Annotated in this window: 14 protein-coding genes; 9 read left to right on the forward strand and 5 right to left on the reverse strand. The window is 72.5% G+C overall.

Annotated features, from left to right (window positions below):
* The first annotated feature begins 59 nt into the window (after positions 1-59).
* The 7 genes from HALOF300_RS03435 to HALOF300_RS03465 are packed head-to-tail and all read left to right on the forward strand — an operon-like array spanning position 60 to position 7,352.
* Positions 60-1,142, forward strand: coding sequence for a polyprenyl synthetase family protein (locus HALOF300_RS03435; protein ID WP_197522271.1), 1,083 nt, complete (start codon positions 60-62; stop codon positions 1,140-1,142).
* On the forward strand, positions 1,139-2,047 hold the full coding sequence (locus HALOF300_RS03440) for a phytoene/squalene synthase family protein (RefSeq protein WP_156739297.1): 909 nt from the start codon (positions 1,139-1,141) through the stop codon (positions 2,045-2,047). Before HALOF300_RS03435 ends, HALOF300_RS03440 begins: the two co-directional genes overlap by 4 nt.
* On the forward strand, positions 2,044-3,633 hold the full coding sequence (gene crtI, locus HALOF300_RS03445; protein WP_156739299.1) for a phytoene desaturase family protein: 1,590 nt from the start codon (positions 2,044-2,046) through the stop codon (positions 3,631-3,633). The genes HALOF300_RS03440 and crtI overlap by 4 nt, the downstream gene beginning before the upstream one ends.
* Positions 3,630-3,956, forward strand: coding sequence for a lycopene cyclase domain-containing protein (locus tag HALOF300_RS03450; RefSeq protein WP_156739301.1), 327 nt, complete (start codon positions 3,630-3,632; stop codon positions 3,954-3,956). Before crtI ends, HALOF300_RS03450 begins: the two co-directional genes overlap by 4 nt.
* Positions 3,953-4,255, forward strand: coding sequence for a lycopene cyclase domain-containing protein (locus tag HALOF300_RS03455; RefSeq protein ID WP_156739303.1), 303 nt, complete (start codon positions 3,953-3,955; stop codon positions 4,253-4,255). The genes HALOF300_RS03450 and HALOF300_RS03455 overlap by 4 nt, the downstream gene beginning before the upstream one ends.
* Entirely contained in the window at positions 4,252-5,130 is an 879-nt protein-coding gene (locus HALOF300_RS03460; protein ID WP_231954991.1) for a prenyltransferase, read from the forward strand. Before HALOF300_RS03455 ends, HALOF300_RS03460 begins: the two co-directional genes overlap by 4 nt.
* A gap of 50 nt (positions 5,131-5,180) precedes the next feature.
* Positions 5,181-7,352 carry an MMPL family transporter gene (locus HALOF300_RS03465; RefSeq protein WP_156739306.1) on the forward strand — a complete coding sequence of 724 codons (2,172 nt, stop codon included), beginning with the start codon at positions 5,181-5,183 and terminating at the stop codon, positions 7,350-7,352.
* Between the two features lie 30 nt (positions 7,353-7,382).
* Here HALOF300_RS03465 and HALOF300_RS03470 read toward each other — a convergent pair whose 3' ends face one another.
* From HALOF300_RS03470 to HALOF300_RS03490, 5 genes are all read right to left on the reverse strand, one after another.
* A complete protein-coding gene (locus HALOF300_RS03470; protein ID WP_156739308.1) occupies positions 7,383-7,859 on the reverse strand; it encodes a hypothetical protein in 477 nt (158 codons plus the stop codon).
* A gap of 69 nt (positions 7,860-7,928) precedes the next feature.
* On the reverse strand, positions 7,929-8,930 hold the full coding sequence (locus HALOF300_RS03475) for an ATP-grasp domain-containing protein (RefSeq protein WP_156739310.1): 1,002 nt from the start codon (positions 8,928-8,930) through the stop codon (positions 7,929-7,931).
* 52 nt (positions 8,931-8,982) lie between these two features.
* Positions 8,983-10,347: a M20 family metallopeptidase gene (locus tag HALOF300_RS03480; protein WP_231954992.1), complete on the reverse strand. Its 1,365-nt coding sequence runs from the start codon at positions 10,345-10,347 to the stop codon at positions 8,983-8,985.
* The gene (locus tag HALOF300_RS03485; protein ID WP_156739312.1) at positions 10,344-11,750 is read right to left on the reverse strand and encodes an NtaA/DmoA family FMN-dependent monooxygenase; all 1,407 of its coding nucleotides are present in this window, start codon (positions 11,748-11,750) and stop codon (positions 10,344-10,346) included. The genes HALOF300_RS03480 and HALOF300_RS03485 overlap by 4 nt, the downstream gene beginning before the upstream one ends.
* Entirely contained in the window at positions 11,747-12,874 is a 1,128-nt protein-coding gene (locus HALOF300_RS03490; RefSeq protein WP_156739314.1) for an LLM class flavin-dependent oxidoreductase, read from the reverse strand. The genes HALOF300_RS03485 and HALOF300_RS03490 overlap by 4 nt, the downstream gene beginning before the upstream one ends.
* Before the next feature lie 408 nt (positions 12,875-13,282).
* On the opposite strand from HALOF300_RS03490, the gene HALOF300_RS03495 reads away from it, so the two are divergent.
* Both HALOF300_RS03495 and HALOF300_RS03500 read left to right on the forward strand, forming a co-directional pair.
* Complete coding sequence (locus HALOF300_RS03495; RefSeq protein ID WP_156739316.1) at positions 13,283-14,569, forward strand: LLM class flavin-dependent oxidoreductase; 1,287 nt, start codon at positions 13,283-13,285, stop codon at positions 14,567-14,569.
* A complete protein-coding gene (locus HALOF300_RS03500; RefSeq protein WP_156739318.1) occupies positions 14,566-15,987 on the forward strand; it encodes an NtaA/DmoA family FMN-dependent monooxygenase in 1,422 nt (473 codons plus the stop codon). The genes HALOF300_RS03495 and HALOF300_RS03500 overlap by 4 nt, the downstream gene beginning before the upstream one ends.
* The last annotated feature ends 232 nt before the right edge of the window (positions 15,988-16,219 follow it).

The following is a 16,219-nucleotide window of genomic DNA, read 5'->3' on the forward strand; positions in this document are numbered from 1 at the left end:
AGAGAGATGTTCGCGATGTCGGATCCGGCGGGCAAATGGTCCCGGCTCGCTGTATCGCCATGAGTACCGCAGCCCGGACGGCACTGATCGCCGAGGACGACGAGACCACCGTCTCCTCATACCTCGACCACTATTTCGCCCGCCAGATCGCGCGCGCTGCCGGGTACGGCGAGCACTACCGCGAGCTGTGGGAATCCGCCAGGGACGCTGCGAGCGGCGGGAAGCGCCTGCGACCGGCGCTACTGCTGCTTGTCCACGGTCACCTGGCCCGGGATCCTCGCGTCAACCAGCGTGCGGACGTCGTCGAACTGGCCGCCGCATTCGAACTCCTGCATACCGCGTTCGTCATCCATGACGACGTCATCGACCATGACCTGGTGCGTCGTGGTCGACCGAACGTGCAGGGTCGAGCCGTCGTGGCAGCGATCGACCGGGGCGCGAGTCGCGACCGTGCCGCCGACTACGGCGAGGCCGCAGCGATCCTCGCGGGTGACCTGCTCATCAGTGCCGCGCACGTGCTGATCGCCGGCCTGGCCGCGCCCGCAGACCGCCGGCGCGCGCTGCTCGACCTCCTCGAGGGGTGCGTCTTCCGCACGGCCGCGGGTGAGCACGCCGACGTCTGGGCCTCGGTGAGCGGCAGCCCGACCGAGACCGAAGTCCTCGCCGTCATGGAGAACAAGACCGCCGCCTACTCATTCCGCGCCCCGCTGCAGGCTGGGGCGTTGCTGGCCGGCGCACCGACCGCCGTGTTGGCCGGTCTCGGACGCGTGGGCCGGCACCTCGGCATTGCCTTCCAGTTGCGCGACGATGTCCTCGGTGTCTTCGGGCGCGAGGAGGCCACCGGCAAGAGTGCGCTGGGGGACCTGCGCGAGGGCAAGGAGACGATGCTCGTCTCCTACGCGCGGCGCGACCCGAGCTGGGCAGCCGTCGCCTCCGCGTTCGGCCGCCGCGATCTCAACGAGGCGCAGGTGCAACAGCTGCGTGAGGTGCTCCGCCGCAGTGGTGCGCTGGCGTACGTGGAGCAACGGATCGCCGACGAGATTGCCGCCGTGCAGGACCTGCTCCAGCAGCTGGACGTACCGGAGGGGCTCCGCAAGGCCATCGCCGCGACCGCGCTCTCGGTCGCGGGGAGGAACCGATGAGTAGGGCCCGGACCCCGCTCTCCCTCTACAGCGAGGTCGCCCACTCCAGTGCCGCCCGGGTCATCTCCGCCTACTCGACGTCCTTCGGGCTGGCCAGCCGCCTGCTGGAGCCCGAGGTTCGTCCCCACATCGTCAACGTCTACGCGCTCGTGCGGGTCGCCGACGAGATCGTCGACGGGACCGCCGAGGAGGCCGGCTTGGGGGTAGCGGCGCGACGCGTTGCCCTCGACCGGCTCGAGAGCGAGGTCGAGGACGCCATCGTCAGTGGGTTCAGCGCGAACCTGGTGGTGCACGCCTTCGCGTGGACCGCTCGGCGAACCGGGGTCGGGCCCGAGCTCATCGCGCCGTTCTTCGCGTCGATGCGACGTGACCTGGACCCCGTCGAGCTGACGGAGTCCGAGTTCCGGACCTACGTGTACGGATCTGCGGAAGTGGTCGGGCTGATGTGCCTGAGGGCGTTCACGGTGGGGGCCGACGTCGATGACGCGCTCGCAGAACGTCTCGCTCGTGGCGCTCGGCACCTCGGGGCCGCGTTCCAGAAGATCAACTTCCTCCGGGACCTGGGCGAGGACTACCTCACCCGCGGTCGACGCTACTTCCCGGACTGTGACCCCGCCGGGTTCACGGACGCGGACCGGGACCGGCTCCTTGCGGACATCGAGCGGGATCTGTCCATCGCCGCGGCGACCATCCCGGAGCTGCCCGACGGTAGCCGGCGGGCGGTGGCCGCCGCCCACGCGCTGTTCGCAGAACTGGCCCGGCGGCTGCGCAAGACGCCTGCCGTCCTGCTCCTGCGTACCAGGGTGAGCGTACCCGCGCCGTGGAAGGCCGCCATCCTCCTGCGCGCCGCCGCCCTCGCCGGATCCCGGCCCGGTCATCCCGTGGCGGCGGGGATGCGCAGATGACCCGGCGGGTCGCGATCGTCGGTGGTGGCATCTCTGGCCTGGCCACCGCGGCGCTGCTCGCGGCGGACGGCCACGAGGTGGAGCTGTTCGAGGCGCGTGACGACCTCGGCGGCCGGGCAGGCTCGTGGAGCGCCGGCGGGTTCCGGTTCGACACCGGCCCCTCCTGGTACCTGATGCCCGAGGTGTTCGAGCACTTCTACCGGCTCCTGGGTACCTCGGCGCAGGAACAGCTCGACCTCATCCGCCTCGACCCCGGCTACCGGGTCTTCTTCGAGTCCGGAGCGGCCCCTTTCGACGTGAGCGCGGACCGTGAGCAGGTCCTGGCGACGTTCGAGCGGCTCGAGGTTGGAGCTCGCGCGCGGATGGAGCGCTACCTGGCCTCCGCGCGGGAGACCTATCGGCTCGCGCTCGACCACTTCCTCTATGACGACTTCGCGTCCCCGCGCAGCCTCGTCGCGGCGCCAGTGCTCCGCCGGGCGCCACGGCTCGCCCGGCTCCTGCTGCAGCCGCTCGATGCCTTCGCCGCCCGGGCCGTGACCGATCCGCGGCTGCGGCAGGTGCTCGGCTACCCGGCCGTGTTCCTCGGCACCTCCCCCTACCGGGCTCCAAGCCTGTACCACCTGATGAGCCACCTCGACCTCGAGGACGGCGTGTACTACCCGCGTGGCGGCTTCACCACCCTGATCGACGGCATCGCTCACCTCGCCCGTGCCCGCGGAGCCGTGCTCCACACGGGCGCGACGGTCACCCGGATCACCGTCGAGGACGGTGCGGCCACCGGGGTGGAATACACCGACGGCGAGGGCATGATCAAGCACGCCCGCACCGACATCGTGGTCTCGACCGCCGACCTGTACCACACGGAACAGAGCCTGCTCGAGCCCACGCAGCGCAGCCGGTCCGCGGTGTCCTGGCGGCGCACCGACCCGGGCCCCTCCGCGGTGCTGGTGATGCTCGGCGTGCGCGGCACCCTCCCGCGGCTGACCCACCACAACCTGCTGTTCACGAGCGACTGGCAGGCGAACTTCGCCGCGATCGAGGAGGGGCGCGTCCCCGACCCGGCCTCGGTCTACGTGTGCAAGCCGAGCGAGACCGACCCGAGCGTGGCCCCGCCCGGGCACGAGAACCTGTTCGTGCTCGTCCCGCTCCCCGCCGACGTGCTCATCGGCGCCGGCGGCACCGATGGCGCCGGTGACGAGCGTGTGGAGGCCATCGCAGACGCCGCCATCGCCCGCATCGCCGACTGGTCCGGCGAGCATGACCTCGCCGAACGGGTCGTGGTGCGACGCACCGTGGGCCCGGCGGACTTCGCGAACGACCTGAACTCGTGGCGCGGCTCCGCGCTGGGCCCCGCGCACGTGCTGCGGCAGAGCGCCTTCCTGCGCGGGCGCGTCGACTCGGCCCGGGTCCGCGACGTGTACCACGCGGGCGCCACGACCCTGCCGGGGATCGGACTGCCGATGTGCCTGATCAGCGCCGAGCTCGTGGCCAAGCGGGTCCGTGGCGTACGCGGCGGCGGCCGCCTGCCCGAGCCCGCGCGGGCGTCCGGTCCTACCGATCCCCGCACCCGCAGCGGTGCCGGATGAGCGTGGTCTACCTGGGCGTGCTCTGCGCGCTGATCGCGTGCATGGCGCTCCTCGACCGCCGGTTCGGACTGGTGTTCTGGCGCAGCCCCCGCCGCGCCGCGGTGGTGCTGGCCGCGGGCGTGGTCTTCTTCCTCCTCTGGGACCTGGCCGGTATCGCGCTCGGCATCTTCTTCCGGGCGGAGAATGACCTGATGACCGGGATCCTGCTTGCGCCCGAACTGCCGATCGAGGAGGTCTTCTTCCTCGCGTTCCTCTGCTACGTCACGATGGTGACCTATGCGGGAGTCCTGCGACTCGGTGCCCGCGGGGAGGCACGCCGGTGACGTACCCGCTCCTGTGCGCGCTCTTCGTCGCGCTCGCGGCACTCGCGGCCGCCCTCACCTGGCGGCGCCGGCCCCCGGGCCACCTGCGCGCCCTGGTGCTGACCGCCGCCGTGCTCGTGGTGCTCACCGCGGTGTTCGACAACCTGATGATCGCCGCCGGGCTGTTCGCGTACTCGGACGAGCAGATCTCCGGGCTGAGGATCGGTCAAGCGCCGATCGAGGACTTCGCCTACCCGATCGCCGGCCTGCTGCTGCTGACCGCCGGCTGGAACCTGGGCGCGCGAGGTGAGAACTCGTGAGGGCGACGGCACGGCCGGGCGTGCTCGGCCAACTCGTGCTGGCCTCCCGCCCGCTCAGCTGGATCAACACCGCGTACCCGTTCGCGGCCGCCTACCTGCTCACGGTCGGTGAGGTGGACCTGGCGTTCGTGGTCGGCACGCTGTTCTTCCTGATCCCGTACAACCTCGCGATGTACGGCATCAACGACGTGTTCGATTACGCCTCCGACGCGGCGAACCCCCGCAAGGGCGGCGCCGAGGGTGCCCTGCTGGGGCCTGCGGTGCACCGCACCACACTGATCGCGGCCGTCGGGCTGACCATCCCGTTCGTGGTGGTCCTCCTCGCGCTCGGCGACCCGGCTTCCTGGGTGGTCCTGGGCATCAGCCTGTTCGCCGTCGCCGCGTACTCGGTGCCCGGGCTGCGGTTCAAGGAACGCCCGTTCCTGGACTCCGTGACCTCCTCGACCCACTTCGTCAGCCCGGCGATCTACGGGTTCGTGCTCGCCGACGCGACGTTCACGCCGGCCATCGTGACCGTGCTGTGCGCGTTCGGCGCCTGGGGCATCGCCTCCCACGCGTTCGGCGCGGTGCAGGACGTGGTGCCCGACCGGGCCGGCGGGATCGCGTCGATCGCCACCGTGCTCGGGGCCGCGCGCACGGTCCGGTTCGCCATGGCGATGTGGGTCCTCGCCGGGGTCCTGATGCTGACCACGCCATGGCCGGGACCGCTCGTCGCGCCGCTCGTGATCCCCTACCTGCTCGCTGTCCGGCCCTACGCTCGGATCGACGACCGCGACTCCGCCCGGGCGAACGCCGGCTGGAAGAAGTTCCTCCTGATCAACTACGTGGCGGGATTCCTGATCACCCTCCTGCTGATCTGGACCGCACTGCCCTGATCCGCTGACCCCCGAACCCGAACCCGAACACGCACATCTCGAGGAGCGCGATGCCCACGACATCGACACAGAGCCGGCCGACCACGCCCGGCCAACCCGCCCGCTGGCTGCGGATCCTGATCCCGCTGCTGCTCGTCGGGGCGTGGCTGACCGCAGCGGCGGTCGGTGGACCGTACTTCGGCCGGGTCGAGGAGGTCTCGACGAACGACCAGACCTCCTACCTGCCGGCCAGTGCGGACGCGACCGCGGTTCAGGAACTGCGGGCGGAGTTCAGCGGGAGCGAGGCCATCCCCGCGTTCATCGTCTACACCTCCGACGAGACCCTCACCGAGGACGCGCTCGCCCAGATCGCGACGACGACGGCGGCGCTCGCCGAGGTGCCGGGCGTCGACGGCGAGGTGTCGCCGCCGGTGTCGTCGGAGGACGGGCTGGCCGCGCAGGTGTTCCTCACCATCGGTCCGGACGCGGACGTCGGCGAGGTGGTGGCCGAGCTACGCACCGAGGTCCGCGGGAGCGCGCCCGACGGGGTGGAGGTCCACGTCACGGGGCCGGCCGGCTTCACCGCCGACCTGACCGAGGCGTTCGGGGGCATCGACGGGCTCCTGCTCATGGTCGCGCTCGGCGCGGTGTTCGTGATCCTGGTCATCGTCTACCGGTCCCCGTTCCTGCCTCTCGTGGTGCTGACCACGAGCCTGAGCGCGCTGTGCGCGGCGCTGTTGACCGTCTGGTGGCTCGCCAAGGCCGGCATCGTGCTGCTCAGCGGCCAGACCCAGGGGATCCTGTTCATCCTGGTCATCGGCGCGGCCACGGACTACGCGCTGCTGTACGTGGCGCGATACCGCGAGGCGCTGCGCCGGACGCCCACCGCCTGGGCGGCGACCAAGGGGGCGCTGCGCGGCTCCGTCGAGCCCATCCTCGCCTCGGGCGGCACGGTGATCGCAGCCCTGCTGTGCCTGCTGTTGTCGGACCTGAACTCGAACAAGTCACTCGGCCCGGTCGCCGCCATCGGGATCGCGTTCGCGCTCCTGGCTGCGCTGACGCTGTTGCCCGCGCTGATGCTGCTCACCGGGCGCGGCGTCTTCTGGCCGCGCCGGCCGGCCTACGACCCGGCGATCGGCGCCGCGGACGAGCTGCCCACCACCGGACTCTGGGCCCGCCTCGGCCGGGCGATCGCCCGCCGGCCCAATCAGATCTGGATCGTCACCACCGTCGTGCTGCTCATCGCCTGCGCGTTCGTGCCCCAGCTCAAGGCCTCTGGCGTCGCGAGCAGCGACCTCGTGCTGACCGCCTCGGATGCCCGCGACGGCCAGGAGGCACTCGGCGAGCACTTCCCGGGCGGGTCGGGCAGCCCGACGCTCGTCGTGACGGACGCCGATGACCTCGACACCGTGGCGGCCACCGTGCTCGAGTCCCCGGGCGTCGCCTCGCTCGCCGTCGTCAGCGCGGACTCGCCCAGCGGCACCGCACCGGTCACGGCCGACGGCGTCCAGCCCCTGGGCCCGCCGGGCACCCCGGCGCCGGCGCCGACCGAGGTCGACGGCCAGGTGATGCTGCAGGCGACGCTCACGGACCCGCCGGACTCCGCAGCGGCCGAGAGCACCGTGCGCGAACTGCGCGAGCGCCTCGGCGAGGACGTGCTCGTCGGTGGGGTCACTGCCACCGCGGTGGACTCCAACGACGCCTCGACCCGGGACCGGACGCTCCTCATCCCGCTGATCCTCGGCGTCATCGCGCTGATCCTCATGGTGCTGCTGCGCTCGGTGCTGGCCCCGCTGCTGCTCGTCGCCACGGTCGTGCTGTCCTTCGGGAGTGCGATGGGGATCTCGGCGCTGGTGTTCAACCAGGTGCTCGGCTTCCCGGGTGCGGACCCAGCCGTGCCCCTGTTCGGATTCGTGTTCCTGGTGGCGCTCGGGATCGACTACAACATCTTCCTGATGAGCCGGGTGCGGGAGGAGTCCCTGATGCACGGCACCAGGGAGGGAATCCTGCGCGGGCTGGCCCTGACGGGCGGTGTGATCACGTCCGCGGGCGTGGTGCTGGCCGCCACGTTCGCGGCGCTGGCCATCATCCCCATCCTGTTCCTCGCGCAGCTGGCGTTCATCGTCGCATTCGGTGTCCTGCTGGACACGATCGTGGTGCGCTCACTGCTCGTCCCGGCACTGTCCTACTCGATCGGGCGCACGATCTGGTGGCCCTCCAAGCTGGCCAGGGGTGAGCGGTGAGGTGGGCCGGCTGAGCCGACCCTCGGTCCGTCAGGCGACGCCGAGCCGCTGACGCACCGTCTCGAGTGCGGCCTCGGTGTCATCGTGCGCCAGGACCGTGAGCCACAGAACGCTCTCCATGTGTGCGCGGTCGCGCGCCGGGTCGGCCAGGTAGGCGGCCCAGTTCTCGATCGCCTCGAGCAGGTCGTTCGGGTTCGAGTTCGCGTCCCAGCCCGCGTCGATCGCCTCGGCGAGCCCCTGCGCCGCGTCGGCGTCCATGTCGGCGGCGAGCGTCGTCCGGAAGTCGGTGAGCGCGGCCCGCGCGTGCTCGTCCAGGGCCTCCGTCAGAGAGTGCCCGGCGGCGCCCGCGAGGGCGTCGGACAGCGCGCGCACGGTCACCGGTTCCACCCGGCCGGGATCGGCGGCGTCGACGGCGTCCCGCATGTCGTCGATGACTCGTCGCCGTTCCTCCCGCCCGCGCTGCGCGGTGGCCTTCGCACGTCGGCTCGCCCGCCAACCATCGAACATCGTCCAGCTCCTCCGCCTGATCCCGCCCCAGCCTAGAGTGCAGGTCGTCGCCGGCGGTCGCGTCCTCGATCACCCGGCGCGCATCGCTTCGAGTTCCGGCCCGGTCGACCTCTCCAACTCGAGCAGCGCGCCCAGGTAGCGGGCGATCTGCCCGGGTCCGCTGCGCGGGGCCAACGCCTCGATCTCGGCGTTGTAGTTGGTGTTCGTGTTCACGTCGTAGGTCAGCACCCGCCCGTCCGCGGACTCGAGGAACTCGATGCCCGCGATCTCGATGCCGTGCCGCGCGGTGAACGCGAGGTAGGACTCGAGGAGTGCCGGGTCGACGTGCTCCCGCAGTGAAAACAGCGACTGGCCGGGCACCGGGGCGAGCGTGGCCCCCGGCGGGAGGATCGGTCGGCCGGTCTCCGGGTCGAGCGCGCACGCGTCCGCCGGGCAGAGTTGGAACCCGCCGTGCACCGTGTCCGCGCGGATCGCGTACACGAACTCTCCGCCGACGATCTCCACCCGGGTGATCGAGCCGTCCCCCGGGGCGACGTACTCCTGCAGGAGCGTGACGCCGTCGACCGGCTCCTCGTGGACGCCCGAGGCGAGGTCGGCGGCCAGGTCCGCGACCGCGTCGTACCGGCGCACCCCCAGCCCCTTGCCGCCCTGGTTGTGTTTGGTGACGAACGGCGTCGGGAAGTCGGCGGCCGCGGCGAGCAGGTTGCCGGTGCCGATGACCACCCGGGTGAGCGGGGTGTCGATCCCGGCGGCCCGCAGGGACGCGAGCTGGACCACCTTGGACACCTCGAACTCGAGCACGCCCCGGCCGTTCACGACCCGCCGCCCGGCGGCCTCGGCCCACGCCAGCACGGCCCGCGTGTGCTCCTTGGAGTGCCCGTGATCGCGGGTGTGCGCGGAGGCGCTGAACCGGGACCAGTACACGCCGGGCGGCGGCTCATCACCGAGGTCGAGGGCGCCGCCGGTGAGGAGCCACTCCCGGTACGGCACGCCGTTGGCGTCGAAGGCGGCGGCGAACGGCGCGAACCAGTCCGGGTTCTCGTGGATGACGTGGACGACGGGTTCGGTCACGGTGCTGCTCCTGCTCAGTGGGTCGGTGGGCTGCGTCGGTCGGCGTAGTGGTTCAGTCGAAGTAGCCCGGCACGTCGAGCTCGCCGCCGGCGGCCTCGAAGTCGGCGCGGACGGCGGCGCGCAGATCGGCGTCGTGGAGCCAGTCGAGGACCGTCAGGGCGAGGCTGTCCGCGCCGTCGAGGGCGGCGGCATCACCGGCCGGGGAACCGGCCGCGGTCGCGAACTCGCGGGTGTGCAGCGCGACGTCCGGATCGGAGACGGCGATCATCGGGTGGATCGACGGGATCCGGACGCTCACGTTCCCGAAGTCGGTGGACGCGGCCAGCTCCTCGGGGACCACGCCGCCGGCGAGCACGGTACGGCCGCGGGCCGCCTGGTGCCCGGCCCACCGTGCCGCGAGGGGCGAGTTCGTCCGCAGCGGCAGCGTGAACGGCTTCGGGTCCCACGTCAGCTCGGCGACCGTGCCCGTCGCCCGGGCGATGCCGTTGGCGATGTCCTCGAGCCGCGCGGAGAGGTCCTTCAGCGTGCTCGCCTGCGCGGACCGCACGTAGTACTCCACGACTGCCGTCTCCGGCACGATCGAGGGCCGGGTGCCGCCCTCGCGGATCACTCCGTGCACCCGGTCGCTCGGCGGCAGGTGCTGACGCAGCAGAGCGACGGCCTGGTAGTTCAGGGCCACCGCGTCCAGGGCGTTGCGGCCCATGTAGGGCTGCGCCGAGGCGTGCGCCGCGACGCCGCGGTAGCGGACCACGAGCTGGCGGCGGCCCAGGAAGGGTTGGTCCACCACGTCGTAGCCGAACGGGTGCACCATGAGCGCTGCGTCCACGCCGTCGAAGAAGCCCTCGCGGGCGAGCAGCTCCTTGCCGCTGTTGCCCTCCTCCGCCGGGGTGCCGAGCAGCAGCACGCGGCCCGGCAGGTCCTCGCCGGCCAGGCCGAGGAAGGCGCCGGTCGCGGCGGCCGCGATCAGGTGGTGCCCGCAGGCGTGCCCGATCTCCGGCAGGGCGTCGTACTCGGCGAGGATCGCGATGGTCGGGCCGTCGTCCGGCCCGAGCGAGGCGCGCAAGGACGTCGCCAGACCGTGGGTGCCCACCTCGGGCGTCACGCCGTGGGCGCGCAGCGTGGCGGCGATCGCCTCGACGCTGTGAACCTCCTCGAACGCCTCCTCGGCGAAGCCGAAGACGGCGTGGGCCAGGTCGAGCACGGCGCCGGAGCGCTGCGTCAGGCTGGCCCGCACGCTCTCGACGGCGGAGCGCGGGGCACCCTGGTACGGCGAGGCGAGCGGCACGAACGCCTCGGTGCGACGCCGGGTGGTCTCGGCGAGCGCGTCGAGGTAGGCGCGGCTCGGTGGGGGCACCTTGTTCACTGGCGGTACCCGGTTCGCTGAGGGCACCTGGCTCGGTGCCGTGACGGCGCTCACCCGGCGATCTGCTCTGTGCCGACGACGTCGTCGGCCGCCGCGCGGTGGCTCAGCGGCACGCGCAGCCCGAGGTGACCACGCAGGGTCGTCGAGGTGTAGGCCGTGCGGTAGGCGCCACGCTCCTGCAGCGCCGGCACGAGCGTGTCCACGATGTCGTCGAGGCCGTCCGGCACGATCCACGGCGAGATGTTGAAGCCGTCGACGGCGCCGGTGCGGACGAACTCGACGAGCCGGTCGGCGACCCTGCCCGGCGTTCCCACGAAGCCGCGGCGCGCCTCCTGCGCGATCACGAGCTCCCGGATGGACAGGTTCTCGGCCTCGGCCCGGGCGCGCCACTGCTCGGCGAGCTTGCGGCGGCCACCCTCCTTCAGGGCGGCTCCACGGGTGCCGTCGAACTCGACCGTCGTGGCCTCGAGGTCCGGCAGTGGGCCGTCCGGATCGAGGTGGGACAGGTCATGGCCCCAGATGTAGCCGAGCAGTGAGAGTGCGGTGGCCCCGGTGACCTGGGCGCGCTTGAGCCAGGCGTACTTCTCCTCGGCCTCGGCGTCGGTGTCCCCGAGCACGAAGAACGTGCCGGGCAGGATCAGGAGGTCATCCGCGGGCCGCCCGGCGGCCCGGACCCGGGTGCGGACGTCGGCCGCGAACGCGAGCGCGTCGTCGAGATCGGACCCGTGCGCGGAGAAGATCACATCGGCGTTGCGTGCGGCGAAGTCCCGCCCGGCGGGGGAGTCACCGGCCTGGAACAGGACCGGGTGCACCTGCGGGCTGCGCGGCACGGTGGGGCGCACCTGGATCCGGACGCTGGCGCCGTCGCGGACCACTGTCTCGATCGCGCCCGGGTCCGCCCAGTTCTCGGCGCCCGAGTCCGGGGCGATCGCGTCGTCGTCCCAGGAGTCCCAGATGGCCTGCGCGGCCCGGACGAACTCCTCGGCGCGCACGTACCGGTCGGCGTGGTCGAGGTAGCCGCCGCGGCGGAAGTTCTCCCCGGTCCAGGCGTTGTCCGTGGTGACCACGTTCCAGGCGGCGCGGCCGCCGCTGAGCACGTCGAGGCCGGCCAGGCGCCGGGCCAGGTCGGCGGGGTCGTTGTAGGTCGTGTTCTGGGTCGCCACCAGACCCAGATGGGTGGTGACCGAGGCGAGTGCCGCGAGCTGGGTGAGGGCGTCCGGACGGCCCACCACATCGAGGTCGTGCACGCGGCCGTGCGACTCGCGCAGCCGCAGCCCCTCGCCGAGGAAGAACGCGTCGAAGAGGCCGCGCTCGGCCACCTGGGCGACCCGCAGGAAGCTGTCCGGGTCGATCTGCGAACCGGACTCGGCATCGGACCAGACCGTGTGATGGTTGACGCCCTGGAAGAACACCCCGAGGTGGACCTGCGCGTCGGGTCGGGTGATCGGGTGGCTCATGCGGACAACTCCTGTGCAGTTTCTTGCCGGGTGGGGGCTGGGGTCTTGGGCCGGGTGAACCGGTTGGCCGGGCGGTCCAGGCCGAGGGTGTCGCGCAGCGTGGCTGCAGGTCGCGGGCCGCGCAGCAGCCCCGAGGCCCGCAAGGAAGGCAGGACGTGCCGGGACAGCTGGGGGAGGTCCTCGTCGATCACGGTCGGCAGGATCCGGACGCCACCCGTCGGCCCGACGGCCTGGGCCAGGTCCTGAAGCAGCAGCACCAGGCCCGCGCCCGAACCGACGAAGTGCGGCCGGTCGGTACCCTCCGGATCGGCGCCGAGAGCATCCAGGCGCTGGGTGCCGGTGGCGTCCTCGGTGTCCAGCGTGACCTGGAGGTCGAGCAGGGACCGGGGCGTGCCGGCCGTGGCGGCCGCCCTGAGGCCGTCTTCCGTGGTGGCAGCACGGATCAGTGTCACGTCCACGTCGTGCGCCGGCACCAGGCCGAGGGGTGCGATCACGACGAGCTGGCCCTGCGGTGGCCGTGGCGTGATCAGCGGACCCTTGACGGAGAACGTGGGGGTCCGGGCGTTGACGTACCGGACCCGGTCGGCGTCGATGTAGCGGCCCGTGGTGGAGTCCCGGATGACCGCGTCGTCGTCCCAGGAGTCCCAGAGATCACGCACCGTGGCGACCACTGCCCGGACCTCGGCCGTGCGCTCCGCGGCGCCGGCGGGCACGGTCCGGTCGAGCGCCCGGGCCAGCCCGGGCAACTCGTCATCGCCGACGAGCCAGGCGCCCCGACCGCGGCTGACGTGGTCGAGGGACGCCAACTGGGCGGCCAGATGGAACGGCTCGACGGCTCGCGGATGCACCCGTGGGGCCAGGCCGAGCCGGGTGGTCCGGCCCGACGCGAACGCGGCCCGGGTGACTGCGTCGATCCGGCCGGGCACCCCGCCGTCCACCGGGAGCAGGGAGTCGTCGATGGTCACGAGCGCGAACCCGGCGTTCTCGGCGCCGCGCAGGACCTGAAGGAGTCGCGCCGCACTGAGCAGTTCGCCGGGTGCGTGGTGGGCCCGGCGCCACGCGTTCGGGTGGACCCCGTCGGCGTCCACCTCGAGCGCGAGGGTGAACGTGGGTGCATCGGTCATCGGTCGAGAACCTTCCGGCTGGCGGAGCGTGGGCGAAGTGACGGCCGGCACTGTCGGAGTGGACGGTGCGGCGCGACGAGCGGGGTCCGGTGACAACCGGCGACCCTGGAGTTCGGACGTTAGGAGCGCATGGGACGGACCGACCGAACGGGCTCCGATGTCTCGCCGAATGAGACAGCGAGTGCCCACACGATGAGATCCGCGTTCGATGGGCAGGCGGCCCACGTGGCCGGTTGGGCGCCCGATCTCACGCACTGAGACGCGTTCCCGAGGTCATGGCGCCGGCTCCGGCGCGGCCCCACGCTGGCACCCTCGCCGAGGCAACGGTCGGCGACGCACCGATCACTGGATCGAGCGAACCAGACGTGGGGGCGTTGCCCCGCGCCGCCCCCTCACACCGGAGTCCTGATGTCCCACCGTGTTCCCCGTCTCGGCGTCGCCCTCGACAACGCAGGCTGGCACCCCGCCGCCTGGCGTCGCTCCGGGCTCGAACCGGGCACGCTCTTCTCCGCCCGGTACTGGGTCGATCAGGTGAGCGCCCTCGAGCGTGCCGGCCTCGACTTCGTCACGTTCGAGGACGCGTTCTCCGGCACCTCACCCAGCGCCGCCAGCACAGATCCGGCCCTCGGCACCCACGCCGTCCGTGGCCGGCTCGACGCGCTCCTGCTGGCCGCCCGCCTGTCCGCGGTCACGTCAAGGATCGGTCTGATCCCGACGGCCACGGTCACGCACACCGAGCCGTACCACCTGGCCACGGCGCTGGCCACGCTGGACCACACGAGCAGGGGCCGGGCCGGATGGCAGGTGCGAGTCTCCCCCCGGCACCCCGAGGCGCAACTGACCGGCAGGCGCACCGTGCCCGACGTGCCCCTGCTCGACCTGGACGACTCCTTCGTGCAGGGCCTGTTCGACGAGGCCGCCGCCGTCATCGAGACGGCGCGGGCGCTGTGGGACAGCTGGGAGGACGACGCGGTCATCCGCGACCTGGCGACCGGTCGGTTCCTCGACGCGGACAAACTGCACCACGTGGACGCGAGCAGCGAGTGGTTCACCGTGGCCGGCCCGTCGATCGTGCCGCGGCCCCCGCAGGGCCAGGTCCTGGTGACTGCACTCGCCCACGGCGACGTCGCCTACCGGCTCGCCGCGCTCGGCGCCGACGTGGTGTTCGTGACACCCCGCGACGGCGAGCACGCCCGCGACATCATCGCCGAGGTCCGGGCCGCGGAGCGGGCGGTCGGCCGGATCGGCACGCCCCTACGGATCATCGCCGACGTCGAGGTGGTCATCGACATCACCAGCGCGGCCGCGCTGCTGCGACTGGCGGAACTGCAGGGACATCGGGTGCGGTCCAGTGATGCCACGCTGGTCGCGGGCTCTGCCGACGAGGTGGCCCGGCTGCTGGAGAGCTGGGCCGCGGCCGGCGTCGACGGTTTCCGTCTGCGCCCCGCCGAGAACCTCCAGGACCTCCCTGCCATCACCGGGCTGCTGGTCCCCGAACTGATCCGCCGCGACCTGTTCGACCCCGACGGCCAGGTGCCGCTCGGCCCGGGCTGGTCCGGCGAGTCCCGGCCCGCCGACGGCCCCGTGCTGCTACGGGCGCGGTTCGGTCTGGACCGGCCACCGAACCGGTACCACGACGATCTGGCGCCGCTGGCCACCCGCCGCACGCTCGAGACCGCGGCGGGCGCCCGATGACCGCGCGAGCGCCGGCGAACGGCAAGCAGGTCATCCTCGGCGCCAGCTTCCCGGGGGTGAACCATCACACCGTCTGGGGTGACCCGAGGGCCGGCAGCCAGATCGCCATCGATTCCTTCGTGCACCTGGCCAAGACGGCCGAGCGCGGTCGCTTCGACTTCTTCTTCCAGGCCGAAGGGCTGCGCGTGCGCGAGCACAAGGGCCGGTTCTACGAACTGGACATCGCCGGGCGGCCGCACATCGCCGTCGTCCAGGCGGCCCTGGCCGGTGTCACCCGGCACCTGGGCTTCCTCGCGACGATCAACACCACGTTCAACGAGCCGTATGACCTGGCCCGCCAGCTCGCCACCTTGAACCATCTCTCCGACGGGCGCACCGGCTGGAACATCGTCACGACCTCGGACGCGTTCCACGGCGAGAACTTCCGCCGGGGCGGCTATCTCCCCCGCGACGAGCGGTACGAGCGGGCGGCCGAGTTCGTCCGGACGGCTCTGGAGCTCTGGGACAGCTGGCCGGCCGAATCTCTCGGAACCGCCGGGGGCGAGTTCGTCACCGACCCGGGTGCGGGTCGGTTCGCACATCGCGGCAAGCACTTCGACATCGAGGGCACCTTCCCCATCCCGACGGCGCCGCAGCGCCACCCCGTGCTCGTCCAGGCCGGCGTCTCCGACGAGGGTCGGGAGTTCGCGGCCCGCACCGTGGACGCGATCTTCTCCCCGTTCGGCGAACCGGGCCCGGGCCGGGAGTTCTACGCCGACGTGAAGGGCCGGGCCCGCCGCGCGGGCCGGGACCCGGACACGCTGAAGATCCTGCCCGGCGCGAGCTTCGTGCTCGGGGACACGCCTGGCGAGGCCGCGGAGCGGGCCCGTGAGGTCGCCCTGGCCCAGGTCACGCCGGCCACGGCGCTGGCACTCCTTGAGCAGACCTGGCTGCGGGACCTCAGCGATCACGACCCCGACGGCCCGGTCCCGCCGGTGGATGCCGACGGCGTCGAGGTCGGCATCTCCCGCGGCCGCACCACGAGCACCGGTGACCCGCTCGAGAAGGCCCGGGAGTGGTACGCCCACGCCCGCGAGTATCGCCTCTCGATCCGAGAGCTGGTGATCGCGCGGGCGCACCGGGCGGCGTTCGCGGGGACGCCGCTGCAGGTTGCCCAGCGGATCAACGACGCCGTCCAGACCGACGCCGCGGACGGGTTCGTCATCGGCTCCCACCTGGTGCCCTACGGCCTGGACGAGTTCGTGGACAAGGTGGTGCCGTTCCTCCAGGAGTGGGGCGTGCTCCGCACCGAGTACACCACCGGCGCCACCTTCCGTGAGAACCTCGGCCTGCCTCCGGAGGCCCCCGGCGCCCGGCCCGGCGTGCGCCCGTTCGACGCCGCCGAGTTCCAACCGGCGACCGCGGGAGCGGTCGGGTGAACCGCCGCGGGGCCCGGCTGACCGGTCGGCGGTGGCCGGCCGGATGAGACTGCGGGTCGCCGCCGCCGTGGGGGCGGTGGGCGACCCGCGCCGGACCCTTCGGTCCGGGGACTAGGGCCCCCGGACCGAAGGAACCTCGGCGGCCCTACGGCCGCCGGACACCACAGCCGGGGGCGGCCGCCACTGCCCCCGGCTGTTGGTGGCTGAGCCCGCGCACGCTATCGGCGCGCGG

Source organism: Occultella aeris (assembly GCF_902703175.1).
In the GTDB taxonomy this organism is placed as follows: domain Bacteria; phylum Actinomycetota; class Actinomycetes; order Actinomycetales; family Beutenbergiaceae; genus Occultella; species Occultella aeris.

Bases quoted from the DNA above. Each gene is read 5' to 3' on its own strand.
- HALOF300_RS03435 (WP_197522271.1), top strand. From the start codon at position 60: ATGAGTACCGCAGCCCGGACGGCACTGATCGCCGAGGACGACGAGACC.
- HALOF300_RS03440 (WP_156739297.1), top strand. From the start codon at position 1,139: ATGAGTAGGGCCCGGACCCCGCTCTCCCTCTACAGCGAGGTCGCCCAC.
- crtI (WP_156739299.1), top strand. From the start codon at position 2,044: ATGACCCGGCGGGTCGCGATCGTCGGTGGTGGCATCTCTGGCCTGGCC.
- HALOF300_RS03450 (WP_156739301.1), top strand. From the start codon at position 3,630: ATGAGCGTGGTCTACCTGGGCGTGCTCTGCGCGCTGATCGCGTGCATG.
- HALOF300_RS03465 (WP_156739306.1), top strand. From the start codon at position 5,181: ATGCCCACGACATCGACACAGAGCCGGCCGACCACGCCCGGCCAACCC.
- HALOF300_RS03470 (WP_156739308.1), bottom strand. From the start codon at position 7,859: ATGTTCGATGGTTGGCGGGCGAGCCGACGTGCGAAGGCCACCGCGCAG.
- HALOF300_RS03485 (WP_156739312.1), bottom strand. From the start codon at position 11,750: ATGAGCCACCCGATCACCCGACCCGACGCGCAGGTCCACCTCGGGGTG.
- HALOF300_RS03490 (WP_156739314.1), bottom strand. From the start codon at position 12,874: ATGACCGATGCACCCACGTTCACCCTCGCGCTCGAGGTGGACGCCGAC.
- HALOF300_RS03495 (WP_156739316.1), top strand. From the start codon at position 13,283: ATGTCCCACCGTGTTCCCCGTCTCGGCGTCGCCCTCGACAACGCAGGC.
- HALOF300_RS03500 (WP_156739318.1), top strand. From the start codon at position 14,566: ATGACCGCGCGAGCGCCGGCGAACGGCAAGCAGGTCATCCTCGGCGCC.